The 23,574-nt window shown below is 70.5% G+C and carries 23 protein-coding genes; 11 read left to right on the plus strand and 12 right to left on the minus strand.

Annotated features, from left to right (window positions below):
* Positions 1-3 precede the first annotated feature (3 nt).
* Genes OG241_RS45415 through OG241_RS45425 form a run of 3 tightly spaced genes read right to left on the minus strand, consistent with a single transcriptional unit; the run spans position 4 to position 2,614 of the window.
* Entirely contained in the window at positions 4-1,215 is a 1,212-nt protein-coding gene (locus OG241_RS45415; protein WP_405824388.1) for a thiolase family protein, read from the minus strand.
* Positions 1,212-1,859 carry a CoA transferase subunit B gene (locus OG241_RS45420; protein ID WP_405824390.1) on the minus strand — a complete coding sequence of 216 codons (648 nt, stop codon included), beginning with the start codon at positions 1,857-1,859 and terminating at the stop codon, positions 1,212-1,214. Before OG241_RS45420 ends, OG241_RS45415 begins: the two co-directional genes overlap by 4 nt.
* Entirely contained in the window at positions 1,859-2,614 is a 756-nt protein-coding gene (locus OG241_RS45425; RefSeq protein WP_405824392.1) for a CoA transferase subunit A, read from the minus strand. The genes OG241_RS45420 and OG241_RS45425 overlap by 1 nt, the downstream gene beginning before the upstream one ends.
* Before the next feature lie 249 nt (positions 2,615-2,863).
* Here OG241_RS45425 and OG241_RS45430 point away from each other — a divergent pair, with 249 nt between their 5' ends.
* Together OG241_RS45430 and OG241_RS45435 are read left to right on the plus strand one after the other, a co-directional pair.
* Positions 2,864-3,337, plus strand: a complete 474-nt coding sequence (locus tag OG241_RS45430; RefSeq protein WP_405824394.1) for a MarR family winged helix-turn-helix transcriptional regulator — start codon at positions 2,864-2,866, stop codon at positions 3,335-3,337.
* Positions 3,338-3,447: 110 nt separating this feature from the next.
* Entirely contained in the window at positions 3,448-4,233 is a 786-nt protein-coding gene (locus tag OG241_RS45435) for an IclR family transcriptional regulator (protein WP_405824396.1), read from the plus strand.
* Positions 4,234-4,433: 200 nt separating this feature from the next.
* Here the strand turns inward: OG241_RS45435 and OG241_RS45440 are convergent, their stop codons facing one another.
* Together OG241_RS45440 and OG241_RS45445 are read right to left on the minus strand one after the other, a co-directional pair.
* Positions 4,434-5,420: a DUF3048 domain-containing protein gene (locus OG241_RS45440; protein ID WP_405824398.1), complete on the minus strand. Its 987-nt coding sequence runs from the start codon at positions 5,418-5,420 to the stop codon at positions 4,434-4,436.
* A gap of 142 nt (positions 5,421-5,562) precedes the next feature.
* Positions 5,563-6,633: an ATP-dependent DNA ligase gene (locus OG241_RS45445; protein WP_405824400.1), complete on the minus strand. Its 1,071-nt coding sequence runs from the start codon at positions 6,631-6,633 to the stop codon at positions 5,563-5,565.
* Positions 6,634-6,707: 74 nt separating this feature from the next.
* Between OG241_RS45445 and ligD the strand changes: the two genes are divergently transcribed.
* Entirely contained in the window at positions 6,708-7,718 is a 1,011-nt protein-coding gene (gene ligD / locus OG241_RS45450; protein ID WP_405824402.1) for a non-homologous end-joining DNA ligase, read from the plus strand.
* Between the two features lie 70 nt (positions 7,719-7,788).
* On the opposite strand, the gene OG241_RS45455 is transcribed toward ligD, so the two are convergent.
* Positions 7,789-9,960, minus strand: coding sequence for an OmpL47-type beta-barrel domain-containing protein (locus OG241_RS45455; protein WP_405826785.1), 2,172 nt, complete (start codon positions 9,958-9,960; stop codon positions 7,789-7,791).
* A 47-nt stretch (positions 9,961-10,007) separates the two neighbouring features.
* Positions 10,008-12,353: a ThuA domain-containing protein gene (locus OG241_RS45460; protein WP_405824404.1), complete on the minus strand. Its 2,346-nt coding sequence runs from the start codon at positions 12,351-12,353 to the stop codon at positions 10,008-10,010.
* On the opposite strand from OG241_RS45460, the gene OG241_RS45465 reads away from it, so the two are divergent.
* The 3 genes from OG241_RS45465 (at position 12,343) to OG241_RS45475 (ending at position 14,838) form a co-directional block, all read left to right on the plus strand.
* Positions 12,343-12,522: a hypothetical protein gene (locus tag OG241_RS45465; RefSeq protein WP_405824406.1), complete on the plus strand. Its 180-nt coding sequence runs from the start codon at positions 12,343-12,345 to the stop codon at positions 12,520-12,522. The two genes, OG241_RS45460 and OG241_RS45465, sit on opposite strands and share 11 nt — an antisense overlap.
* A gap of 211 nt (positions 12,523-12,733) precedes the next feature.
* A complete protein-coding gene (locus tag OG241_RS45470) occupies positions 12,734-13,726 on the plus strand; it encodes a multicopper oxidase domain-containing protein (RefSeq protein WP_405824408.1) in 993 nt (330 codons plus the stop codon).
* Positions 13,727-13,803: 77 nt separating this feature from the next.
* Positions 13,804-14,838 (plus strand): LacI family DNA-binding transcriptional regulator, encoded by a 1,035-nt coding sequence (locus OG241_RS45475; protein WP_405824410.1) that lies wholly within the window; start codon positions 13,804-13,806, stop codon positions 14,836-14,838.
* 121 nt (positions 14,839-14,959) lie between these two features.
* Here OG241_RS45475 and OG241_RS45480 read toward each other — a convergent pair whose 3' ends face one another.
* A complete protein-coding gene (locus OG241_RS45480; RefSeq protein WP_405826786.1) occupies positions 14,960-15,751 on the minus strand; it encodes a VOC family protein in 792 nt (263 codons plus the stop codon).
* A 311-nt stretch (positions 15,752-16,062) separates the two neighbouring features.
* Here OG241_RS45480 and OG241_RS45485 point away from each other — a divergent pair, with 311 nt between their 5' ends.
* On the plus strand, positions 16,063-16,317 hold the full coding sequence (locus OG241_RS45485; RefSeq protein ID WP_405824412.1) for a WhiB family transcriptional regulator: 255 nt from the start codon (positions 16,063-16,065) through the stop codon (positions 16,315-16,317).
* A gap of 121 nt (positions 16,318-16,438) precedes the next feature.
* Here the strand turns inward: OG241_RS45485 and OG241_RS45490 are convergent, their stop codons facing one another.
* The 4 genes from OG241_RS45490 to OG241_RS45505 form a co-directional block, all read right to left on the minus strand.
* Positions 16,439-17,416: an acyl-ACP desaturase gene (locus tag OG241_RS45490; protein ID WP_405824414.1), complete on the minus strand. Its 978-nt coding sequence runs from the start codon at positions 17,414-17,416 to the stop codon at positions 16,439-16,441.
* 199 nt (positions 17,417-17,615) lie between these two features.
* The gene (gene ddaH / locus OG241_RS45495) at positions 17,616-18,392 is read right to left on the minus strand and encodes a dimethylargininase (RefSeq protein WP_405824416.1); all 777 of its coding nucleotides are present in this window, start codon (positions 18,390-18,392) and stop codon (positions 17,616-17,618) included.
* 106 nt (positions 18,393-18,498) lie between these two features.
* Positions 18,499-20,115: an ABC-F family ATP-binding cassette domain-containing protein gene (locus OG241_RS45500; protein WP_405824418.1), complete on the minus strand. Its 1,617-nt coding sequence runs from the start codon at positions 20,113-20,115 to the stop codon at positions 18,499-18,501.
* Between the two features lie 325 nt (positions 20,116-20,440).
* The gene (locus OG241_RS45505) at positions 20,441-20,857 is read right to left on the minus strand and encodes an SsgA family sporulation/cell division regulator (RefSeq protein ID WP_405824420.1); all 417 of its coding nucleotides are present in this window, start codon (positions 20,855-20,857) and stop codon (positions 20,441-20,443) included.
* 201 nt (positions 20,858-21,058) lie between these two features.
* On the opposite strand from OG241_RS45505, the gene OG241_RS45510 reads away from it, so the two are divergent.
* The 4 genes from OG241_RS45510 (at position 21,059) to mmpA (ending at position 23,558) form a co-directional block, all read left to right on the plus strand.
* On the plus strand, positions 21,059-22,144 hold the full coding sequence (locus OG241_RS45510; protein WP_405826788.1) for a WD40/YVTN/BNR-like repeat-containing protein: 1,086 nt from the start codon (positions 21,059-21,061) through the stop codon (positions 22,142-22,144).
* A gap of 62 nt (positions 22,145-22,206) precedes the next feature.
* Complete coding sequence (locus tag OG241_RS45515) at positions 22,207-22,533, plus strand: plasmid stabilization protein (RefSeq protein ID WP_405824422.1); 327 nt, start codon at positions 22,207-22,209, stop codon at positions 22,531-22,533.
* A gap of 46 nt (positions 22,534-22,579) precedes the next feature.
* Complete coding sequence (locus OG241_RS45520) at positions 22,580-23,278, plus strand: endonuclease V (RefSeq protein WP_405826790.1); 699 nt, start codon at positions 22,580-22,582, stop codon at positions 23,276-23,278.
* A 133-nt stretch (positions 23,279-23,411) separates the two neighbouring features.
* Complete coding sequence (gene mmpA, locus OG241_RS45525) at positions 23,412-23,558, plus strand: morphogenic membrane protein MmpA (protein WP_319091227.1); 147 nt, start codon at positions 23,412-23,414, stop codon at positions 23,556-23,558.
* The last annotated feature ends 16 nt before the right edge of the window (positions 23,559-23,574 follow it).

Here is a 23,574-nt window from a genome sequence, read left to right on the forward strand (position 1 = left end):
TTCCTAGCGTTCGAGGACGAGGGCGAGGCCCTGGCCCACGCCGATGCAGAGGGTGGCGACGCCGACTCCCGTGCCCTTGCGGGCGAGTTGGTGGGCTACGGTCCCGGCGAGCCGGGCGCCGGAGGCGCCGAGCGGGTGGCCGAGGGCGATCGCACCGCCCTGCGGGTTGAGGACCGCCGGGTCGAACTCGGGCCATTCGGCGACGCAGCCGAGGACCTGGGCGGCGAACGCCTCGTTCAGTTCGAGAGTCGACAGGTCGTCAAATCCCTTGCCCGCCTTTGCGAGTGCCCGGTTGACGGCTTCGACGGGGGCGAGACCGAAGTAGTCGGGGTCGATCGCGGAGACGCCGGTGGCGGACACACGGGCGAGGGGCTCGCGGCCGGTGGCCTTCAGGCCTTCCTCGTCGACCAGGAGGAGAGCGGCGGCGCCGTCGTTGAGGGGGGAGGCGTTTCCGGCCGTCACGGTGCCGCCGTCCGTGCGGAAGGACGGCTTGAGCTTGGCCATCGCTGCCAGGGAGGCGTCGGCGCGTACGGACTCGTCGGCGGCGAAGGCGACCGGCTCGCCCTTGCGCTGGGGGACGGGGACGGGGGCGAGTTCGGCGTCGAACAGGCCCGCCTGCTGGGCGGCGGCGGCCTTGCGGTGGCTGGTGAGGGCGAACTCGTCCTGCTGCTCGCGGGTGATCTTGTGCTTGTCGGCGATGAGTTCGGCGGACTCGCCCAGCGGGATGGTCCACTGCGGGTCCATCCTCGGATTGGTCATGCGCCAGCCGAGCGTCGTCGAGTACAGCTCGGTGTGCCCGGCGGGGAAGGGCCGGTCGTTCTTGGGCAGGACGTAGGGGGCGCGGGTCATGGACTCCACACCGCCCGCGAGGGCGATGGAGGCGTCGCCGACCGCGATGGCACGGGCGGCCTGGATCACCGCCTCCAGCCCCGAGGCGCACAGCCGGTTGACGGTGACGCCGGGTACCGAGGTCGGCAGTCCGGCGAGGAGACCTGCCATACGGGCGACGTTGCGGTTGTCCTCACCGGCGCCGTTGGCGTTGCCGAAGTAGACGTCCTCGATGCGGGAGGGGTCCAGGCCGGGCGTACGGGCGAGGAGCTCGCGGATGGCGTGGGCGGCGAGGTCGTCCGGGCGGACCCCGGCCAGGGCGCCGTTGTAGCGGCCGATCGGGGTACGTACGGCGTCGACGATGTAGACGTCCTTGAGACGGCTCACGGCTGGATCTCCTCGGGGGTACGGACCTTCGCGGCGGTCTTCGCCACGATCTCCTCGACGGTGACGCCCGGCGCGGTCTCCACCAGCACCAGCCCGTCGTCGGTGACATCGAGAACACCCAGGTCGGTGATGACCCGGTTCACACATGCCTTGCCGGTGAGCGGCAGTTCACACTGCTCCAGGATCTTCGGGGAGCCGTCCTTCGCGGTGTGCGTCATGACCACGATGACCGTACGGGCGCCGTGCACCAGGTCCATGGCACCGCCGATCCCGGTGATCAGCTTGCCCGGGATCGCCCAGTTCGCCAGGTCGCCCCCGGCGGACACCTGCATCGCGCCCAGCACGGCGACGTCGATGTGCCCGCCCCGGATCATCCCGAAGGACATCGCCGAGTCGAAGAAGGAGGCGCCCGGCAGGACGGTCACCGTCTCCTTGCCCGCGTTGATCAGATCGGGGTCGACCTGGTCCTCTGTCGGATAGGGGCCGGTGCCCAGGATGCCGTTCTCCGACTCCAGGATCACCTCGACGTCGGCGGGGAGGTAGTTGGGGATCAGCGTCGGCAGACCGATGCCCAGGTTCACGTACTGCCCGTCGCGCAGCTCACGCGCGGCCCGGGCGGCCATCTCTTCCCTGGTCCAGGCCATCAGCTGCTCACCGTCCGCTGCTCGATCCGCTTGTCGGCCGCCTGCTCGGGCGTCAGTGCGATCACCCGCTGCACGAAGATGCCCGGCAGATGCACCGCGTCCGGGTCGATCTCGCCGGGCTCGACCAGCTCCTCGACCTCGGCGATCGTGATCCGGCCGGCCATGGCCGCGAGGGGGTTGAAGTTCCGGGTGGACTTGTTGAAGACGAGGTTGCCGTGCCGGTCGCCCCTGGCGGCCCGCACCAGCGCGAAGTCGGTACGGATGGCCCGCTCCAGCACGTACTGCGTGCCGTCGAACTCCCGCACCTCCTTCGGCGGCGACGCCAGAGCCACACCGCCCGAGCCGTCGTACCGCCAGGGCAGACCGCCCTCCGCGACCTGGGTGCCGACCCCGGCAGGCGTGTAGAAGGCGGGGATACCGGCCCCGCCGGCGCGCAGCCGCTCGGCGAGCGTGCCCTGCGGGATCATCTCGACCTCCAGCTCACCACCCAGATACTGGCGGGCGAACTCCTTGTTCCCTCCGATGTACGAGCCGGTGACGCGGGCGACCCGGCCGGCCGCCAGCAGCACCGCGAGGCCCGACTCCATGGCGCCGCAGTTGTTGGACACCACCGACAGCCCCGAGACCGCACGCTCGTACAACGCCCCGATCAGCACGTTCGGAACTCCACTGAGCCCGAAACCACCCACCGCGAGCGACGCACCGTCCGGCACATCGGCCACCGCCTCCAAGGCTGTGGCGACCACCTTGTCCATCCGTGTAGCCCCATCTCTGCCGATGCCGACGCGCTATTACTCAGGGCACTGAGTATTTCAGCAAGGTTTCCCTCACGCTGCCACTAGCCGGTCATGTCGTCAATAGGTGGCAGGAATTGTGAGGTGGAGGCGATGCGTCCGGACGGGAGACAGGGTGACGTCGGGCCGGTATCCTCAGTACACAGACGAATAATGCGGTCACGAAATATTCGATACTTCGACGCGAAGCAGACGACACCGGGAGCGGACATGGCCGCGGCGGACCTCTCCACCCACCCCGGGCACCTCGCCCGGCGCCTGCAGCAGGCGCACTACCTGCTGTGGAACACGATGGTCTCCGAGGAGATCACCTCACCGCAGTTCGCGGTCCTGAACGCCCTGGTCGCCGAACCCGGCCTCGATCAGCGCACCGTCGGGGAGCGGGTCGGCCTCGACCGGTCCACGGTCGCCGAGGTCGTCAGCAGGCTCGGCCGCCGCGACCTCATCGACAAGGTGCGCGACCCGGAGGACGGTCGCCGCTCCCTGCTGCGCCCCACCGGCGAAGGGGTGCGCACACACCGCAAGCTGACCGTACGGACAGCCAGGATGAACCAGGTCTTCCTGGCCCCGCTCTCCGCCGGCGAACAGACCGTCTTCCTCGACCTCATCCAGCGGGTGGCCGACGCGGCGGAAGGGCTGCGCAACCCGGTGGAACCCCTCACTTCCCCCAGCTCTCCGCGCTGACCGCACTTCCGCGGCAGGCCGGGTCCGCTCAGCGGACCCGGAGCGGATACCGTGCGGGGCGAGACCGTAGCCCGGACGGTGGGGCGGTCCGGAGCCGAGGAGGAACAGGGATGGCAGCCGGCGGATCCGGGGCAGGAGGCCCGGCCGAGTCCGAACCCGCGGGGATGCGTACCGTCCAGCGGGCCATCGACATCCTGGGGCTCTTCGACGAGCTCCGGCCCGCGCTGTCCCTCCGCGAGATCGTCAGCACATCCGGGCTGCCCAAGACCACGGTGCTGCGACTGGTCCAGACCCTGCGGCTCAACGGGCTGCTCTGGGTCGACGAGCACGGCCGCTACCTCGCGGGCCCCGCCCTGCTGCGCTGGTCCCGGCTCGCCGAGCAGGCCTGGCGGCTGCCGGCCGCCGCCCGGGCGCTGCTGCGCGACCTCGCCGCCGAGCACAAGGAGACCGTGCACCTGTATGTGCGCCGGGACATCCACCGCGTCTGCATCGCGCAGGAGGAGGGTCCGCAGGCGTTGCGCCAGGTCGTGCGGGTGGGCGACGAACTCCCGCTGTGGGCGGGCGGCGTGGCCAAGGCGCTGCTGCTGGACGCCCCGGACGGGCTGCTGCTGCGGGTCGCGCAGGCCTCACCGTACGGGGCCGGACATCTGGCGACCCTCCGGACCTGGATCGAGGAGGCCCGGGACCACGGGTACGCGGTGAGTCACGGCGAACGCGAGGAGGGGCTGTCGGCGGTGGCCGTGCCGGTGCGGAGCGGGGGCGGGACGGTGCTGGCCGCGCTGTCCTTCGGCGGGCCGAGTACGCGGTTCACCCCCGAGCGGGTGACGCGGTTCGCGGAGGCGCTGCGCGAGGCGGCGGGGGAACTGGCACGGGCCGGGCTGCCGTTCGAGGCATGAGGAGGGCTCCACCGGCCGCATTGTTCGACCCGGGGTCCACTGGAGGGGGTCGCGCCCGCGCGGGCATGGTGGTGTGCCGCTGCCCGTCGGGCGTCGTGGACGTTCTGGTGGCGTGCTCGGTGCCGTCGGGCGATGTAAGGGACTCCGGTGGGTCGGCCGGTCCGGGCGCCGCTTCGTGCACGGGGCGACAGGCTGCCTCGTCAGGCCTTCGCGAACAGCACCCACACCTGCCCCTTCGCGAAGTTCACGGGCGTACCGTCCGCCGTCGTGAAGGCCGTTCCGTCCGTGGCCGCCGCGCGGCTCCACCTGACGTCGAACGCGCGCCCGTCGCGCAGTACTTGGGCCCGGCCCGACCCCACGGACTGGGTGTACGGCGAGTTGTTGCCGAGCACGTCGTGGAAGCGCGACTCGCGCACCTTCACGTACTGCACGACGACCGTCGCGGCGGCGATCCGCCTGCCGTCGCCCGCGACGGTCGGGGTGCCGTCCATCGACACCAGCCAGCCGTGCCGGTCGGCGGACCAGGTGAAGGTGAAGTGCGCCGACGGGAAGCGGACGGTGCGCGACTTCTCCGGTGTGCCGCCCCCGGGCGCGGCGCCGTAGCGGAAGCCGGTGGTCAGCGCGTCCGCTCCCGGGGCGGCGGCGACCAGCTTCCGCGGCCGCAGGTACAGGTTGTGCGGCGCCGCCTTGTCCGTAGCCCGGTAGTAGGCGCCGGCCGCCGACGGAGGGGGCTCGGCCGTCAGCGGTGCCCGGTCGATCAGCGGCAGCAGTTTGCGCTGGGCCCCGGAGAAGGCGAGCGTCGGCTCGTGGAACTGACCCAGCAGCTCCAGATCGGACTCGCGTGCGCTGCGCACCGGCCCGACGGCCTCCGGCAGCCGGGTCGCGTAGATCGCCATCAGCCGGCTCAGACCGCCCTCGACCTGCTCGGCGTACACGAGGTCCGCCGCCTCCAGGCCGGTCTGGGGGCGGGCCGCCGGGACGTTGTCGATCTTCACGGCGAGGACCGGGCCGGAGCTCGTCGGGTTGGGCGACTCGGGGTGGCCGGGTTCGCTGTGGGTCTGTCCGCGTCCGTCGTCGGAGGGGCGGTCACCGCTCGTACAGCCGGCCATCAGAGAGGCCGTCACGGTGGCGGTCACCAGTGCCGCCGCGGCCGTTCCGTGCCGCCACGTCCGTGTCGTTCGCGTCATCCGTCGCATACCCACCGTCGCCACCAAGTCCGTGTCAACGATTGTGCGCTTATCGGGTCATTGGTGGCCATACCCGATCGGTTCTGATCGCGCGCGGACCAGGGGCCGAACGGCCCACGGAGGAGGTGGTCCAAGGGTGACCTCAGTTCTGCGGCCCGAGAATCTCCGCGAGGTCGTACCCCACCGGCTCCTCCAGCTGGTCGTACGTGCAGCTGTCGGCCGTGCGGTCCGGGCGCCAGCGGCGGAAACGGGCCGTGTGCCGGAAGCGCGCCCCGTTCTCCATGTGGTCGTATGCCACCTCGGCCACCAGTTCGGGCCGCAGCGGGATCCACGAGAAGTCCTTCTTCGTGGACCAGCGGCTCGGCGCCCCCGGCAGCCGCGCCGACTCATGCGCCGTCTCGTCCGTCCAGGCGGCCCACGGATGCTCGCCCACGTCCGCCAGCCGTAGCGGCTCCAGTTCCTCGACGAGTTCGGCCCGCCGCCTCATCGGAAACGCCGCGCTCACCCCGACATGCTGGAGGGTGCCCCGGGCGTCGTACAGCCCGAGCAGCAGTGAGCCCACGACCGGCCCGCTCTTGTGCAGGCGGTACCCGGCGACCACGACATCCGCCGTCCGCTCGTGCTTGACCTTGAACATCACCCGCTCGTCCTGCCGGTAACGCAGGGTGAGCGGCTTGGCGATGACACCGTCGAGGCCCGCCCCCTCGTACTGCTCGAACCATCGCCGCGCCACCTCGATGTCGGTGGTCGCCGGCGCCACATGAACAGGCGGGGTTACGCCGGACAGGGCCATGGTGAGCAGCGCGCGCCGGTCAGCCAGCGGGACGTCGACGAGCGACTCGTCGGCCAGCGCCAGTACGTCGAAGGCGACGAACGAGGCCGGGTTCCGCTCGGCCAGCGTCCGCACCCGGGACTCGGCGGGGTGGATGCGCTCCGTCAGCGCGTCGAAGTCGAGGCGCCCGCCGAGCGCGATCACGATCTCGCCGTCCACCACACACCGCTCGGGCAACCGCTCCCGGAGCGCCGCCACCAGCTCGGGAAAGTACCTGGTCAACGACTTACCGGTCCGGCTGCCGACCTCGACCTCGGCCCCGTCACGGAACACGATCGCCCGAAAACCGTCCCACTTCGCCTCGTACTGCATGTCCGGGGGGATCCGCGCCACGGACTTGGCGAGCATGGGCTTCACGGGGGGCATGACCGGGAGATCCATGGTTCGATTCTGCGCGTCCATGACCGTGATCGCCCGGTGTGCGAGCTTCGCGCGATACGCCTACCGTGGCTCGCATGGGCGAAGCGGTGGAGCTGGAAGCGTTCGGCCGGACGGTGCGGCTGTCCAGTCCGGACAAGGTCTTCTTTCCGGAGCGCGGTTTCACCAAGCTCGACCTCGCCCAGTACTACCTCGCCGTCGGCCCCGGCATCCTGCGTGCGCTGCGCGACCGGCCTACCACCCTGGAGCGCTGTCCGGACGGGGTGACCGGCGAGAACTTCTTCCAGAAGCGGGCGCCCAAGAACATGCCCGACTGGATCCCGACGGCCCACATCACCTTTCCCAGCGGTCGCAGTGCCGACGAGATGTGTCCGACCGAGGTCGCCGCCGTGCTGTGGGCCGCCCAGTTCGGCACCCTCACCTTTCATCCTTGGCCGGTGCGCCGCGCCGACGTCGACCACCCCGACGAACTGCGCATCGACCTCGACCCGCAACCCGGCACGGACTACGCCGACGCGGTGCGCGCCGCCCACGAACTGCGCGCCGTGCTCGACGAGTTCGGCGGTCTGCGCGGCTGGCCCAAGACCTCCGGAGGGCGGGGGCTGCACGTCTTCGTGCCGATCGAACCGCGATGGACGTTCACTCAGGTCCGGCGGGCGGCGATCGCCGTCGGGCGGGAACTGGAACGGCGGATGCCGGAGCAGGTGACCACCAAGTGGTGGAAGGAGGAACGCGGGGAGCGGATCTTCGTCGACTACAACCAGACCGCCCGCGACCGCACCATCGCCTCCGCCTACTCCGTCCGGCCCCGGCCGCACGCCCCCGTCTCGGCGCCGCTGACGTGGGAGGAGGTCGCGGACGCGCGGCCACTCGACTTCGACCTCGCGACCATGCCCGGCCGTTTCGCCGAACTCGGCGACGTCCACGCGGACATGGACGACCACGCGTTCTCCCTCGACACCCTCCTGGAACTCGCCCGCCGTGACGAACACGAGCACGGACTCGGTGATCTGCCGTATCCCCCCGAGTACCCGAAGATGCCTGGCGAGCCCAAGCGTGTACAGCCAAGTCGGGCCCGCAAGGAGTGACTTGACCGACCCGGTGGGGTCACCTCCCGTTCGGCGCGGTTGATCCACCGGACGGGAGGTGACCCCCTGTTCAGGACAGTTCCTTGATCCGGACGTCCCGGTACGAGACCACATCGGTCGTGCCGTGCACCTGGAGCCCGAGGTAGCCGGACGCGAACCGCCGCCCGTCCGTGCCCGGGTCGTCCGAGCGCGGCGGGGTGAAGTCCTGGCCGCCGGTGTTGTCGAACTCGTTGATCAGCACGCCGTTGCGGAACACCGAGTAGTGCTGGTCGACCACGCGGATCTCGTAGTCGTTCCAGGTGCCCTTCTGGGTGACGCCGGCCCCGGCGAGTCCCACCCGGTCGAAGCCGTAGACCGAGCCCGTCTTGTACATGTCGCCGTCGGGCCGGTCGAGCACCTGCACCTCGTGCCCGTACTTGATGGCGACCCACTCCGGCCGCGTCTCCTCCGGGTGGTCGTGGACCCATGGGAACCGCACGAACACACCGGCGTTGGCGTTGCCCGTGCCCGGCGCGTCGTCACGCCACTGGAGCTTCAGCGAGAAGTCGCCGTACTTCCGCTCCGGGAACCACAGCATGCCCATCCCCGCGACCGTCGTGCTGCTGGTGATCGACCCGTCGCCGTTCGGCGTGAACGAACCGCCGCCCACCTGCTGCCACTTGGCGAAGGACGCGGCCGTACCGTCGAGGATCGTGCGGTAGCCCTCGGTCTGGCCCGGCCTGCCGATACCGGACGCTCGGGCCGCCTCCTCGATCGCCGCGTCCTCCCGTTCGTCGACGGCGCCGTCCTTGAAGAGCCGGTCGAGGACGGTCCGGACATGCTTGAGGAACAGGGCGTGGGACGTCCACTCCCGCTCGTCCTCGATCAACTCGCCTATCCGGCAACGGTTGTTGGTGACCCGGTTGGCGACGCCCGAGTCGACCGTGCCGACGATCACCGTCAACCGCTCGTCGTACTCCGGGCAGTTGGGCGCCGGAACCCCGCCACCCGCCACGACCGTGAGGCTCACCGAACGCGCGTCGCTGCTGTTGCCGGCCTTGTCGCTCGCCCGGTAGGTCAGGGTGTGCGCCCCCGCCCGGTCGACGACCACTGGCGCGGTGTACGCCAGATAGGGCCCGCCGTCGAGCGAGTACTCGACCGTGGCGACACCCGAGCCGCCGTGATCCGTCGCGCTGACGGTCACCCTGGCGCTGTTGACATAGGCGCCGTTCGCGTTCCGGGTGCCCTCGACGGTCACCCCAGTCACGGGCGGAACGGTGTCCTCGGCGGGCTGTGCCACCACGGTGAACGCGACGCTCTTCTCCGGGGAGACGTTGCCCGCCTTGTCGGTGGCACGGTAGCGGACGCTGTGACTGCCGACCTGATGCACCATCACCGGCCCGCTGTACGGCTGCCAACTCCCGCTGTTCACCGCGTACTCGACCGTGTTGACCCCGGACCCGGTGTCCGACGCGGAGACGGTGACCGTCGCCATGTCGAGATACGCCCCGGCCGGATTCTGCTCGCCGCTCACCGTCGCCGAGGTCTCCGGCGGCGCGGTGTCGTCCGTCGGCGGCGCGACGACCGTGAACGTGACGCTCTTCTCGGCAGCCGCGTTGCCCGCCTTGTCGAACGCCCGGTAGCGCACCGAATGACTGCCGACCTGGTCGATCACCACCGGTGCGGTGAACGGCTGCCAGGCGCCGTCCGTGCCGATCGCGTACTCGACCCGGTCGACGCCGGAACCCTCGTCACTCGCGCCGATTGCCACGCTCGCCGAACCGACGTACGCACCCTGCGAGTTCTGCGCACCGGTGACGGTCGCCGAGGTCTCCGGGGCCGTGGTGTCCGCGCCGCCGCCCTCGGTCACCACGAGGATGCCCTGCATCTGGCCGTGGCCCGGAATCGTGCAGTGGTAGCGGTAGCGGCCGGGAGCGAGCGTGACCTCGGCGGTGTGCCGGCCGCCCTGGTCGTCGTTCGGGTTGGCGAGGATGTTGAGCGGAACGTCGTTGTTGTACTCCGGGTCGGAGACGTCGAACGTCAACGTGTGGGGCATTCCCATGGTGTTGCCGGTCGCCGCACTGTTCTCGAAGACGATCGTCGTCGCGCCCGCCACCGCCGTGGCCGGTACGGAGGCGTACTTGGTGATGTCGTCACCCGCCGTCCAGGTGAGCACCTGAGCGGCGGCCGGCGCGGCGGCGGGCTCGGCGCTGGGTTCGGCGGAGCCGCGCGCCCCTGCCGCCGACGTCAGTCCGAGGACCATGAACAGGGACGCCAACAGGGCCGTCCAGAGCTGCCTGCGTCTGCGCACTACTTCGCTCCCCTCGCGAGGTCGCCGGCCGCGGGCGTGGGGCCGCCGCCGGTGTAAGTGATCCGCCACAGTGCCGACTTGGCGTCCGAGGTGAAGAAGCCCCGGCCGTAGTCGAGGACGTAGAGCGCGCCGTCGGGGCCGAACTTCCAGTCCATGAGGTTCTTGATGCCGTCGTTGCCGATCGGCACGATCTTCTTCAACGACTCGGAGTGGATGGGCAGTCCGCCGTCGCCCTGGGTCTTCGGGTCGGTGAGCACCGCGTTGCGAGGCTGGTCGGCGTCGTAGAAGTCGCCGACGAACCACTTGCCGTCCCAGTAGGCCGGCCACTTGGTGGTGCTCGCGCTCGCGGCGTCGTAGCGGTACACCGGCCCGTTCATCGCGGCCTGACCGCCGCCCTTCAGCCACGGCAGCAGATAGGTGCTCTCGGCCTGCTTGTAGGACGGGATGCCGTTCGCGTCGCGAGGGAAGTCCGGGGCGCCGCCCTGGGGCGAGTACCAGATGTTGTTGCCGGTGACGGGCGGCAGGTTGACCAGACCGTCGTTGTTCGGCGACTCGTTCTTCGGGTGGTCGCAGTCGTACCAGCCCAGCGGCTTCGTGGGATCGGGCAGATTGCGGTCCCGATAGGGCTGCTTGTTGCCCATGCAGTACGGCCAACCCCGGTTGCTCGCCCGGGTGATGACGGCGAACGTGTCGTACTTCGCCGGCCCCCAGGTCGTCGAGGGCGCGCTCGCGTCCGGTCCGACCCAGCCCGCGTACAGGGTGTCGGTCGCCCTGTCGACGGAGATACGGGCCGGGTTCCTGACCCCCATCACATAGATCTCGCCGCGCGTCTTGCCGCCGCCCTCGTCGGTCTCCCGGCCCGTGAAGAGGTTGCCCTCGGGAAGCGTGTACGTTCCGTCGGACTCCGGGTGGATGCGCAGGATCTTGCCGTTGAGGTTGTTGGTGTTGCCTGCGGTGCGCCGTGCGTCCGCGAACGACACGCCCTTGTAGGCGGGTTGGGGGTTGTTGCCGGAGTAACCGTCGCTGAACTGGCTGGAGTTGTTGTCACCGGTCGCGATGTACAGGTTGCCCTTGGAGTCCCAGGCCATCCCACCGCCCGCATGACAGCAACTGTGGATCTGCACCGGCCACTTGAGCAGCACCTTCTCGCTGTTCAGGTCGAGCCGGTTGGTGGCGAGGTCGAGCGTGAAGCGCGAGACGTACCGCTCGGCCATTCGCGTGTCGCGGTTGATCCGCGAGTGGGGCGTGTAGTGGAGATACACCCAGCCGTTGCGCTCGAAGGACGGATCCAGCTCGATGCCGAGCAGCCCCTCCTCGACCTTGATCAGCTCGTCCCCGCCGCCCTTGTTGCCGAAGACGGTCAACTCGCCCGCCAGAGTGACCTTCCTGGTCCTCGGGTCGTAGACGTGGATCTGGCCCGTGCCCTTGCCGACGGCCGGGTTGTTCCAGTCCGTGACCACCGGCTGGGAGGAGTCGGCGCCGCCCCGCCCGATGTAGAACACCCGCCCGTCGGGCGCGGTCACCAGCCCGTGCGGCTCACCGATCTGGTCGCTCCGCCCCGGCTGGTTGGGCAGGGTCAGCCGCTCCGCCTGGTAACTGGCGTTGATGGTGGCTTTGCAGTCGGCCTGCGCCAGCCGGGTCGTCCACAGCAGCGCCCCGCGCAGATGAGCGCGGAAGTCCGTCTCGTCGTACGACGACACCGTGCCGCCCATGCCGGTGTAGAACGAACGTCCGCCGTCGTAGTCGCGGCACCAACTCACCGGGTGGTCCCAGCCGTTGGCGCTCGCACCGGGCTTGTACGTCGACTCGCGCACCCGGGCCACGGTGTGTACGTCGCCGGAGGGGTTCTTCACCCAGTTCAGCCACTGGTCCGGCCGCTTCCACTGGACGGGCAGCTCCCTGGTGGCCGGGTGCCGCCGGTCGCCGACCTCAACGGTGGCCCGCTGTACGGCCGTCGGGCTGGTGGCCGCAGGCCGGGCGCCCACCAGACCGGTGAACCAGTCGGAGTACGGTTCCGCCCGGGCAGCGTCATGGATCCCGAGGAAGCCGCCGCCGGCCTCCATGTACGTCTCCAGCCCGGCCTCCTGCTCCGGATCGAGGACGTCACCGCCCCCCGTCAGGAAGACGATCGCGTTGTAGGTCCCGAGCCGGGGCCCGTCCGTGAACACGGCGGCGTCGTCCGTCGCCTCGACGTCGAAGCGCTGTTCCACCGGACCGGACAGCCCGATCCGCTCGATCGCCTCGATCCCGGCATTGACGACCGGCGACTCGTCCCCGGCCGCCGCCGAACCGTGGAAGACCAGGACGCGCACACCGCTGCCACCGGGTGGGGATGTGACGGACATCGTTGTCGCGGATGGGTCGGGTGCCGGCCGGGCGTTCGCGGCGGGCCCCGACAGCAACCCGGCGGTGACGACCGACGCGGCGACCGTGGCCGCCCAGGCCCGTCTCCGTCCGCTCCCGTTCCTTCCTCTGCTCCTCGCGCTCAACTCCCGTAAACGCCTGGACTCCTGATGCGATGTGAACCGCACGTGGCCACCCACCCCTCCTCGGTCACAGCAAACGCAAAGGAAGTTAGACCCCTTTGGGTGGCTCGCCAAGAGGTATGACCGGGATGGTACGAACTTTGTCCTGGGTGTGGATAAACGGGCTCCGTGCCGCTACCGTCTCACCGGTTCCTCTCGTTCCCGCTGCGCATCTTCCGTACCAGACTGGGGAGTTCGGCATGGACAGGCGTGACTTCAACCGGCGGGTGCTGCTGGGCGGCGCGGTCGTCGCGACATCGTTGTCCATGGCCCCGGAGGCCGGGGGCGCGACCGCCGCCACCGCCGCGCCCCCGAAGACCGCCCCGGCCGGCGGCGAGGTGCGCCACCTCCAGCTGTACGCCGAGCGACTCCCCGACGGGCAGATGGGCTACGGCTTCGCGAGGGGCACGGCATCGGTTCCCGGCCCGCTGATCGAGCTGAACGAGGGCGACACGGCGCACATCACCCTGGAGAACACGACGGACGTGGCCGTGAGCCTGCACGTCCACGGCCTGGACTACGAGATCTCCAGCGACGGCACCAAACTGAGCCGCAGCGAGGTCGAACCCGGCGGCACCCGCACGTACACCTGGCGCACCCACGCCCCGGGCCGCCGCGCGGACGGCACCTGGCGGGCCGGGAGCGCCGGTTACTGGCACTACCACGACCATGTCGTCGGCACCGAACACGGCACCGGCGGCATCCGCAAGGGGCTCTACGGGCCGGTGATCGTCCGGCGCAAGGGGGACATCCTCCCGGACACCACGTACACGATCGTCTTCAACGACATGACGATAAACAACCGGCCCGGCCACCAGAGCCCGAACTTCGAGGCCACGGTGGGCGATCGCGTCGAGTTCGTGATGATCACGCACGGCGAGTACTACCACACCTTCCACATGCACGGTCACCGCTGGGCGGACAACCGCACCGGCCTGCTCACCGGCCCCGACGATCCGAGCCAGGTCCTCGACAACAAGATCGTGGGTCCGGCGGACTCCTTCGGTTTCCAGGTGATCGCGGGAGAGGGGGTCGGCGCGGGCGCGTGGATGTACCACTGCCATGTCCAGAGCCACTCGGACATGGGAATGGCGGGTCTCTTCCTGGTGCGCAGGGCGGACGGGACGATTCCGGGCTACGAGCCGCACGGTGTGAGCGGGACGGGAGAGGCGCAGTCGTCGCACGGGCACTGACGGGATCGGAGAGCGCTCTCATCGGGTGCCGGGCCGGGACTATCCTGATCGGCAACCGCCGGATGAGGAGCCCCGAAGTGACCGAGACCGCGTCGCGTCCCACCCTGGAGGCCGTGGCCGCGAGGGCCGGAGTCTCCCGGGCCACCGCGTCACGCGTCGTGAACGGCGGGGACGGTGTGCGCGAACCCCTCGTCGAACGAGTCAGACAGGCCGTCGAGGAACTCGGCTACGTGCCCAACCAGGCCGCCCGCTCCCTGGTGACGAGACGGCACGACGCCATCGCCGTCGTCATCGCCGAACCGGAGACCCGGGTCTTCGCCGACCCCTTCTTCGCCCTCCAGCTCCGGGGCATCAGCAAGGAACTGACCGCCCACGACTCCCAACTCGTACTGCTGCTCACCGAAGGCCGCGACGACCACACCCGTGTCGGCCGATATCTCGCCGGTGGACATGTCGACGGCGCCCTCGTCTTCTCCCTGCACCTCGACGACCCGCTGCCCGATCTGGTCCGGGGCGCGGGCGTGCCCACCGTGTTCGGTGGCCGGCCCGGCTGGAGCGACGGCACCCGCGACGCCGTGTACGTCGACAGCGACAACCGGGGCGGTGCCCGGACGGCCGTACGGCATCTCGTCGACCTGGGGCGGACCCGGATCGCGCACATCACCGGCGCCCTCGACCAGACCTCGGCGGCGGACCGGCTCGACGGGTTCCGGGACGTCGTGCCCGACGCCGACCCGCGACTGATCGCCGAAGGCGACTTCACGCCGGCGGGCGGGGAACGGGCGATGCGCGAACTCCTGGACCGGTGCCCGGACCTGGACGCCGTGTTCGCCGCCAACGACCTCACCGCCTCGGGCGCCCTGCGAGTCCTGCGCGAACGCGGACGGCGCGTGCCCGAGGACGTCGCCGTCGTCGGCTTCGACGACATGCTGCCGATCGCCGAGCAGACCGACCCGCCGCTCACCACGGTCCGCCAGGACATCGAGGAGATGGGCAGGCTGATGGCCCGTCTGCTGCTGCGTGACCTCGGCCCCGCGGGCAGGGCCGCCCCGGCGGACGCGCCGCCCGGGCTGGTCCTGCCGACGACCCTGGTCCGCCGCGCCTCGGCGTAGCGCTCGCGGGACGGGCGGTTCACGTTCGGTCGTAGCGAGTGCCGCGAGCCGCAGAAGGCAGGTTGGTCGCGCGGTCCGAGACGGCTGGTCGCGCGCCCCCACGTCCCTGAGGGGGCGCCCCTCACGTCTGTGCCGACGCGCTCCTGATCACCGCGAACCGTGCACCGTACGGGTCCGTCAGTCTGGCGACGCGGCCGACGCCCTCGATGTCCGTGGCCGGCAGCCGGACCTGCCCGCCGCGTTCCTGGGCCGTCGCCACCGTCGCGTCGGTGTCGGCGACCTCGAAGTACGGCAGCCAGTACGGCGTGGTCTCGATGCCCGTCGGGTCCTCGTCCACGTCGACGACGCCACCGAACATCCCGTCGTCCCCCGCACCCGCCGGATTCACGCACGTGTACGTGCCGCCGGGGAACGGCACCGCCGAGGTCTCCAGGCCCAGCACCGCGGCGTAGAACGCGGCGACCTTGGGCACGTCCGTCGTGTAGAGCTCCACCCAGCACAGGGAACCGGGGTCGCCGGCCACCTCGAGCCCCTTGATCCTGCCGGGCTGCCAGAGGCCGAAGACGGCGCCGGTGGTGTCGGTGAGGATGGCCATCCGGCCCGCGTCCATGACGTCCATGGGCGGCGCCGGTGTGCCGCCCCCGGCCTGCGCGGCGGCCTTGGCGGTGGCGTCGGCGTCCGGGGTCTGGAAGGACACCGTCCAGGACGGGGGACCCTGGCCCTCGGCCATCTGCATGCCGCCCGCGGCGGTCCGCCCGTCCAGTTGGAAGAAGCCGTACCCGCCGGCCTCGGGGCCCGCCGACCGGAAGTCCCAGCCGAAGAGCGCCCGGTAGAAGGTGGTGGCGCCCTCGATGTCGGGGGTGCCGAGATCGATCCAGTTCGGAGCGCCGGTCACGAAACGGGTGGTGAGCATCATTGCCCTCCTTCGTGGGCCCCGCCCTCTGCGAGGGACCCGTTGCCTGCTCTGCCGAGTCTCGCACCGCCCACTGACAATCGCTGCCGTAGCGCTTCTGGCGGCCGGGCGCCGCCTGTGGTCACCGTGAGTGAGGGAGCAGCCGCGCCTGGTTCCAGGACGCTCCGCGCGCCGCCGTGCGCTCGTGCCTACGGCGGGAGCATCATCGGGCGAACCGCCGGGAGATCGCGGGCCGTTCGCCCGGCGGCCCGGTGGTCGCCGTTGATCGGACGTTGAGCGAACGTTTTTCACCGTCCGACACGCTCTCGTGCATGTACTACGAGACGATCAGCCCGATGGACAGCGCCTGGCAGGCGCAGGCCCTGTGCGCGCAGACCGGGGCCGACTTCTTCTTCCCCGAGCCGGGCAGCTCGGTCCGTGAGGCCAAGCGCATCTGCGGGATGTGCGAGATGCGTCCCGCCTGCCTGGAGTACGCGCTCAGCAACGACGAACGGTTCGGCGTCTGGGGCGGCCTCTCCGAGAAGGAGCGGCTCCACCTCCGACGCACCTCGGACACCACGCACTGACGTCCGGCGCGGGGAGGGGACAGCGCCACGCCGCCACCCGGGGCCGGCGTGCGGGACGCGGTGCGGGCCGAGGTGACGGCGTACGAGTGAGACCGGTGAGTGGTGTTCCGGGGGCGGTGGGTCAGCCGGCGGCGCGGGCCGCCATGCGAGCCTTGCGGGCCGCGAGCTTGGCGTCGAACTTGGAGGCCTCCGCGTCCAGGCCCCCCATGTACATGCCCAGTTCCTCCTGGGCCTGAAGACCCTCGGGACCCAGGTCGCCCATGTCCATGACCTTCAGGTGGCGCAGGACGGGCTGGAGCACGTCGTCGTGGTGGATGCGCATGTTGTAGACCTCGCCGATCGCCATCTGCGCGGCGGCCCGCTCGAAGCCGGGCATGCCGTGACCGGGCATCCGGAAGTTGACGATCACGTCCCGTACGGCCTGCATGGTCAGGTCGGGCGCGAGTTCGAAGGCGGCCTTCAGCAGGTTCCGGTAGAAGACCATGTGCAGGTTCTCGTCGGTCGCGATGCGGGCCAGCATGCGGTCGCAGACCGGGTCGCCGGACTGGTGACCGGTGTTGCGGTGCGAGACGCGGGTGGCCAGCTCCTGGAAGGCGACGTACGCCACCGAGTGCAGCATGGAGTGCCGGTTGTCCGACTCGAAGCCCTCGGCCATGTGCTGCATACGGAACGCTTCGAGCTTGTCGGGGTCGACTGCGCGGGAGGCGAGCAGGTAGTCGCGCATCACGATGCCGTGGCGGCCCTCCTCGGCCGTCCAGCGGTGCACCCAGGTGCCCCAGGCGCCGTCGCGGCCGAACAGGCTGGCGATCTCGTGGTGGTAGCTGGGGAGGTTGTCCTCGGTGAGGAGGTTGACGACCAGGGCGATCCGGCCGAGCTCGGTGACCTTGGACTGCTCCTTGTCCCAGGCCTCGCCGTCCTCGAAGATGCCGGGGAAGTTGCGGGCGTCGCTCCACGGCACGTACTCGTGCGGCATCCAGTCCTTGGCGACCTTCAGGTGACGGTTGAGTTCCGTCTCGACCACTTCTTCCAGGGCGTACAGCAGTCGAGCGTCGGTCCAGGCGCTGGACGGGCTGCCGAGGTGCGGAGAAGTGATCGTCATGAATGCTCCAGAATGACGTGCGAGCGGGGTACGCGGACTGCGGGTGACTGGACCTACGGCATCGTAGGCTACGTTCCCGTAGGTTACGCCACCGTAGGTTAAGACCGTTGTAAAGATCCCTGATCAGCGGGTTCATGCCAGGGCAAGGGGGGTCTCCGGACCCGCAGGTCAAGGGCTGAACGAGTATCGCCGTCACCTGTCAGGCGTACAGCTCCCTCAGTCGCACCGAGAGGCATGTCACACAGCCTTCGAGCTTCTCGAACTCGCTGATGTCGACGAGCACCGGCTCGTGCCCGAGGTCGGCGAGCAGTTCGGCGGTCTTCGGCGCGCTCGCCGCCATCAGCAGCTTCCCGCCGTCCAGCAGGACCACGTGCGCCCCGGACTCCTCCGGCACCGGCAGGAAGCGCGGGAAGAGGGACGGGGTGTCCACCAGGGGCGCGTACCCGATGACGGTCCCGTCCGGCAGCGCGGTGACCGCCGACTTCAGGTGCAGCACCTTGCTCACGGGCACGGCGACGACCCGGGCGCCGAGCGGTTCGAACACGGCCCTGAGCTGCTGCACCCCGGCGGCGTTGGTCCGCCCGCCCCGGCCGACGTAGAGGGTGTCGCCGACCTTGAGGACGTCGCCGCCCTCCAGGGTGCCCGGCTCCCAGACCCAGTTCACCGAACAGCCGAGGCGGGCCACCGCCTCCTCGACACCGCCGGTCTCACCGCGCCGGGACTCGGCGCCGGGCCGCGCGATCAGCGCGACGTTCCGGTAGACGACCACCGCGTCCTCGACGAACACCGAGTCCGGGCAGTCGTCCTCCGGATCCACCTCGACGGTCTCCCAGCCGTGCGTGCGCAGCGCCTCCGCGTACGCCTCCCACTGCCGGCCGGCGAGGTCGGCGTCGATCGCCTCGCGCTCGATGTGCGTGACGAGGCCCTCGGCCAGGCGAGGGCTGGGGCGACGTATCAGGGCCTTCTTGCTGGGCACGAGGGGAACTCCGTATCGGAAGGGGGCGTCCGCGCACATCATGCAGGGCGGGCCTGTGCGGACAAAAGCCCCGGAGGTCAGACCGGGGTCCGCACCCCTTCGTCGATCACCCCACCTCCTCCGGATCGATCTCCCTCAGCTCCCCGTCCAGCAGCAGCCACCGGGTGATCCCGATCGACTCCAGGAACGGCAGGTCGTGGCTGGCCACGATCAGTGCGCCCTCGTACGAGTCCAGAGCCGTGGTGAGCTGGCGCGCGCTCGCCATGTCCAGATTGTTCGTCGGCTCGTCCAGCATCAGGAGCTGGGGCGCGGGCTCCGCCAGCATCAGGGCGGCCAGGGCGGCGCGGAAACGCTCGCCGCCCGACAGGGTCGCCGCCCGCTGGTCGGCGCGGGCACCCCGGAAAAGGAAGCGGGCCAGCCGGGCGCGGACCCGGTTGTTGGTGGCGCCCGGGGCGAACCGGGCCACGTTCTGCGCGACCGTCAGCTCGTCGTCGAGCACATCGAGCCGCTGCGGCAGAAATCGCGGCGGCACATGCGCCCTCACCTCCCCGGAGACCGGCGCCAGTTGCCCGGCGATCGTCCGCAACAGGGTCGTCTTTCCCGCCCCGTTGCGCCCGACCAGCGCGATCCGCTCCGGCCCGCGCAGATCGAAGGAGCCGGCGCTCGCCCCGTACGCCAACTCCAGGTCCAGGAGCGTGAGTACGGTGCGCCCGGGCGGTACGGCCGTGTACGGCAGGTCGACGCGGATCTCGTCGTCGTCCCGTACGGCGTCCACCGCCTCGTCGAGCCGCTCCCTCGCGTCGGCGAGCCGTTCCTCGTGCATGATGCGGTGCTTGCCCGCCGACTCCTGGGCGGCCCGCCTGCGCGCCCCCATGACGATCTTCGGCTCACGCTTCTGCTCGAACATCTTCTGCCCGTACTTCTTACGGCGCGCCAACTTGAGCTGGGCGTCGGCCAGTTCGCGTTTCTGCCGCTTCAGGTCGGCCTCGGCGACGCGCACCATGCGCGTGGCCGCCTCCTGTTCGGTGGCCAGAGCCTCCTCGTACGCCGAGAAGTTGCCGCCGTACCAGGTGACCTCTCCGGAGCGCAGATCGGCGATCTGGTCGACCAGGTCCAGGAGTTCGCGGTCATGGCTGACCACGATCATCACGCCGGGCCAGGCGGAGACGGCCGTGTAAAGGCGTCGGCGCGCGTACAGGTCCAGGTTGTTGGTCGGTTCGTCGAGCAGGAGCACGTCCGGGCGGTCGAGGAGCAGCGCGGCCAGTCGCAGGAGGACCGCCTCGCCGCCCGAGACCTCGCCGACCGTGCGGTCCAGGTCGATGTGGCCGAGCCCGAGTTCGCCGAGTGTGACCAGGGCGCGTTCCTCCACGTCCCAGTCGTCGCCGATCGTCTCGAAGTGCTCCTCGGCCACGTCGCCCGTCTCGATGGCGTGCAGCGCGGCTCGCTTGGCGGAGATGCCGAGGACGTCCTCGACGCGCAGCGCGGTGTCGAGGGTGACGGACTGTGGGAGGTAGCCGACGTCGCCCGCGACGCGGACGGTGCCGTTGGCGGGCCGGAGCTGTCCGGCGATCAGCTTCAACAGGGTTGATTTCCCTGATCCGTTGACACCGACGAGCCCGGTGCGGCCGGGGCCCACGGCGACGTCGAGACCGTCGAAGACGACGGTGCCGTCGGGCCAGGCGAAGGACAGGGAGGTGACGGCGACGGAAGTGGTGGCTGACATGTGGCCTCGCGGTTGCTTGATTCGGTGGGGGCAAACGCGTGTCGAGACACCGACGGCAGGCGGGGGAATCTTGGAGGCACGAGAAAGGCCCTGTTCCGGAGGGAGGAACGGACGGCTCGAACACCGAGGTCGCACGCTGCGCGGACACACCACTGGAGGGTGTGCGGCGCGGTGTCTCAAGACCTCAGTAGAGCAACGTCCTTCTCCATTCGACGGCAACAGGACCGCTGCAAGCGTAGGAAGAGGCGTTTCAGGCTGTCAAAGCATTTAGAGCATTTAGGGCCGGCCCACCGCTGTGGCGGAGGGAACACCCCTCACAGGGCTCTCACAGGGCGTCGCGCATCAGCTCCGCGAGGTCGCGGTCCAGGTCGGTCTGGAGATGCTCGAGGCCGACGGGCACCAGCTCGGTGGTGGCCGCCAGGAAGCGCCGCAGCTCGCCCGAGCGGACATGCACGACCGCGGTGCCCTCGGGGGCGTGGAACTCCAGGACCGTGCGGTCGTAGCCGTAGGGCCGCACCCTCACGTCACCATGGCCCTGCGGCTCCCGCAGGCCGTCGGCGAGGAGTTCGCGGGCGAAGGTCCAGCAGACCTCCACGCCTTCCAGCGTGGCCGGCGCGGGGAAGGTCATCCGGACCGCGAACGGGTCGCTCCGGTCGTAGGTGAGTGTCGCGGGAATGCTCGTCACCCGCGGTGCTGCGGCGACGAGACGGGCATCTACGAGCTGCTCGATGACGGTGAACAACGCCTTGCTCCCTTGTGACGGTTGGCCGGACTCCGGGATGGAACGGTCCGCACACTGAGAGAGACGCTGGAATGAGCCAATCAGTGCACCTGAATTTCTAGTGACCTCTGTCACCGAGTTCATTCACTGCTACGGTCGCCCGCCATGAGGATCATGGGGATGCAGCGACAGAACAGGCGTGCGAGTCGGATGCGGCGAGCGATGATGACCGGGGCCTGCGGGGCCGCACTCGCCGCCGTCGCCGCCGGACTGGCGGCCCCGGCGCAGGCCGCACCGGCCTTCGAGGGCGCGGGTTCGGGCGCCGGACACCGGGCGCCGCACTGGGCGCCGAAGGACAGCGGCACCACCGACGTCCGCTTCCGCGGACTGTCCGCCGTCAGCCGGGGCACCGCCTGGCTCGCCGGTACCCAGGGCACCGTTCTGCGTACCACCGACGGCGGCAGGAGCTGGCGAAACGTCTCTCCGCCGGGCGCGGCCGAACTCCAGTTCCGGGACATCGAGGCGTTCGACGCGCGGCGCGCCGTGGTCCTGGCCATCGGAGAGGGAGAGGACTCCCGCGTCTACCGCACCGACGACGGCGGCGAGACCTGGACCGAGTCCTTCCGCAACACCGACGCCAGGGCGTTCTACGACTGCCTCACCTTCTTCGACAGCCGCCACGGCCTGGCGATGAGCGACCCGGTGGACGGTAAGTTCCGCATCCTCTCCACCGGCGACGGCGGACGCTCCTGGACCGTGCTGCCCAGCGCCGGTATGCCGGCCGCCCTGGAGGGCGAGGCGGGCTTCGCGGCGAGCGGGCAGTGCCTGGTGAGTTCGGGTCCGCGTGATGTGTGGCTGGCCACCGGCGGGGGTGCACGCGCGCGTGTGCTGCACTCCGCCGACCGCGGGCTCACCTGGACGGCCTCCGACACGCCGATACCGGCGGGCGACCCGGCCCGCGGTGTCTTCGCGCTCGCCTTCCGCGACCGGACGCACGGACTCGCCGTCGGCGGTGACTACCGCGCCGACCAGACCTCACCGCGCGCGGGGGCGGTCACCGTGGACGCAGGCCGCACCTGGACGACGGCCGCCACCTCCCCGCCCGCCTACCGCTCCGGCGTCGCCTGGCTCCCGTACAGCCGCACAGTGGCTCTCGCGGTCGGCCCCACGGGCACCGACCTCACCACGGACGCGGGGCGCACCTGGAAGACCGTCGACACGGGTTCGTACGACACCGTGGACTGCGCCCCCGACCTCGGCTGCTGGGCCGCCGGTGAGAAGGGGCGGGTGGCACGGCTCGAATCGTGAGGCGTGGGTACCCGTTCACGGCACGGAACGAGAGGACGCACGAGCGAAGGAAGTGAACGGTCATGCCACGCGGCGCCAGCCCCAAGCGGGAACGTCAGTACGAGCACATCAAGGACAGCGCGCTGGACCGGGGCGAGAGCGAGAAGCGCGCCGAGGAGATCGCCGCGCGGACCGTCAACAAGGAACGCGCCCGCTCCGGCGAGTCCAAGACGGCCAGTCGTACGTCCACCCAGGACATGTCGTCCGGCAGGCGCGGCGGGCAGCACTCGCACAAGGGCGCCCAGGGGCCGACGTACGACCAGCTCTACCAGGAGGCCAGGAAGCGGAACGTCCAGGGCCGCTCGGACATGAACAAGGCACAGCTGAAGAGGGCCCTCGGCGACAAGTGAGGCTGTGCGAGACCCGAACCGGCGGGCCCGTACGCTCGTCGTCACCATGGCGATGACGACGAACGTATCCGTTCCGGCGGGCTGGCCCACGACCGAGGAGCGGGCCCGCGCGGTCCAGGACGAGCTGCGGTCGCGGGTGGTCCTGGACGAGCCGGGCCCGCCGCCCGAGACCGGGCACGTCACGGGTGTCGACGTCGCCTACGACGACGAGCGCGACCTCGTCGTGGCCGCCGCGGTCGTCCTCGACGCGGCGAGCCTGGATGTCGTCGCCGAGGCGACGGCCGCCGGGCGCGTCCCGTTCCCGTACGTGCCCGGTCTGCTCGCGTTCCGGGAGATCCCGGCCGTCCTGGCCGCCCTGGAGGCGCTGCCCGTCCCGCCCGGCCTCGTCGTCTGCGACGGCTACGGCCTGGCCCACCCCCGCCGCTTCGGCCTCGCCGCCCATCTGGGCGTCCTCACCGGGCTCCCCACGATCGGCGTCGCGAAGAACCCGTTCACCTTCACTTACGAGGAGCCGGGTGCCCGGCGCGGCTCGGCGGCACCGCTCCTGGCGGGCGCGGAGGAGGTGGGCCGCGCCCTACGCACCCGGGACGCGGTCAAACCGGTGTTCGTCTCGGTCGGTCACCGCACCTCCCTCGACACGGCGTGCGCCCATACCCTCGCGCTCACCCCGGATTACCGCCTTCCGGAGACGACTCGCCAGGCGGACGCCCTGTGCAGACGTGCCTTGAAGGAAGCGACTGCCTGAAGGTGTCGAACGCCTGAAGGTGCCGACCGCCTGGAAGCAGGACTCGTCCGACGGGATCAAATGATCATCTGAGTATGCGATCTGAGTACTTGTACGGATGTCGGCGGGCCCGAGCTGTCGGCAGGCTGTGCCCATGACCACGCACAGAGCCCCGAAGCCCCTCACCAGCCCCGCCCAGCCCGTCGAGCGCGCCGTCACGGCCGCACTGGTCGTTGCCGTACTGGCGGGACTCGCCTGGATCGCCGGCATGATCTACACGGTCACGGGCTGGGCCCAGTAAGCCCCGGGAGCACTCC

It is taken from the genome of Streptomyces sp. NBC_01390, from assembly GCF_045040105.1.
Lineage (GTDB): Bacteria > Actinomycetota > Actinomycetes > Streptomycetales > Streptomycetaceae > Streptomyces.

Bases quoted from the DNA above. Each gene is read 5' to 3' on its own strand.
- OG241_RS45440 (WP_405824398.1), bottom strand. From the start codon at position 5,420: ATGACGCGAACGACACGGACGTGGCGGCACGGAACGGCCGCGGCGGCA.
- OG241_RS45425 (WP_405824392.1), bottom strand. From the start codon at position 2,614: ATGGACAAGGTGGTCGCCACAGCCTTGGAGGCGGTGGCCGATGTGCCG.
- OG241_RS45420 (WP_405824390.1), bottom strand. From the start codon at position 1,859: ATGGCCTGGACCAGGGAAGAGATGGCCGCCCGGGCCGCGCGTGAGCTG.
- OG241_RS45430 (WP_405824394.1), top strand. From the start codon at position 2,864: ATGGCCGCGGCGGACCTCTCCACCCACCCCGGGCACCTCGCCCGGCGC.
- OG241_RS45515 (WP_405824422.1), top strand. From the start codon at position 22,207: ATGCCACGCGGCGCCAGCCCCAAGCGGGAACGTCAGTACGAGCACATC.
- OG241_RS45455 (WP_405826785.1), bottom strand. From the start codon at position 9,960: ATGGTCCTCGGACTGACGTCGGCGGCAGGGGCGCGCGGCTCCGCCGAA.
- OG241_RS45435 (WP_405824396.1), top strand. From the start codon at position 3,448: ATGGCAGCCGGCGGATCCGGGGCAGGAGGCCCGGCCGAGTCCGAACCC.
- OG241_RS45500 (WP_405824418.1), bottom strand. From the start codon at position 20,115: ATGTCAGCCACCACTTCCGTCGCCGTCACCTCCCTGTCCTTCGCCTGG.
- OG241_RS45445 (WP_405824400.1), bottom strand. From the start codon at position 6,633: ATGGATCTCCCGGTCATGCCCCCCGTGAAGCCCATGCTCGCCAAGTCC.
- OG241_RS45470 (WP_405824408.1), top strand. From the start codon at position 12,734: ATGGACAGGCGTGACTTCAACCGGCGGGTGCTGCTGGGCGGCGCGGTC.
- OG241_RS45510 (WP_405826788.1), top strand. From the start codon at position 21,059: ATGATGACCGGGGCCTGCGGGGCCGCACTCGCCGCCGTCGCCGCCGGA.
- OG241_RS45485 (WP_405824412.1), top strand. From the start codon at position 16,063: ATGTACTACGAGACGATCAGCCCGATGGACAGCGCCTGGCAGGCGCAG.
- OG241_RS45460 (WP_405824404.1), bottom strand. From the start codon at position 12,353: ATGTCCGTCACATCCCCACCCGGTGGCAGCGGTGTGCGCGTCCTGGTC.
- ligD (WP_405824402.1), top strand. From the start codon at position 6,708: ATGGGCGAAGCGGTGGAGCTGGAAGCGTTCGGCCGGACGGTGCGGCTG.
- OG241_RS45490 (WP_405824414.1), bottom strand. From the start codon at position 17,416: ATGACGATCACTTCTCCGCACCTCGGCAGCCCGTCCAGCGCCTGGACC.
- OG241_RS45520 (WP_405826790.1), top strand. From the start codon at position 22,580: ATGGCGATGACGACGAACGTATCCGTTCCGGCGGGCTGGCCCACGACC.
- mmpA (WP_319091227.1), top strand. From the start codon at position 23,412: ATGACCACGCACAGAGCCCCGAAGCCCCTCACCAGCCCCGCCCAGCCC.
- OG241_RS45480 (WP_405826786.1), bottom strand. From the start codon at position 15,751: ATGCTCACCACCCGTTTCGTGACCGGCGCTCCGAACTGGATCGATCTC.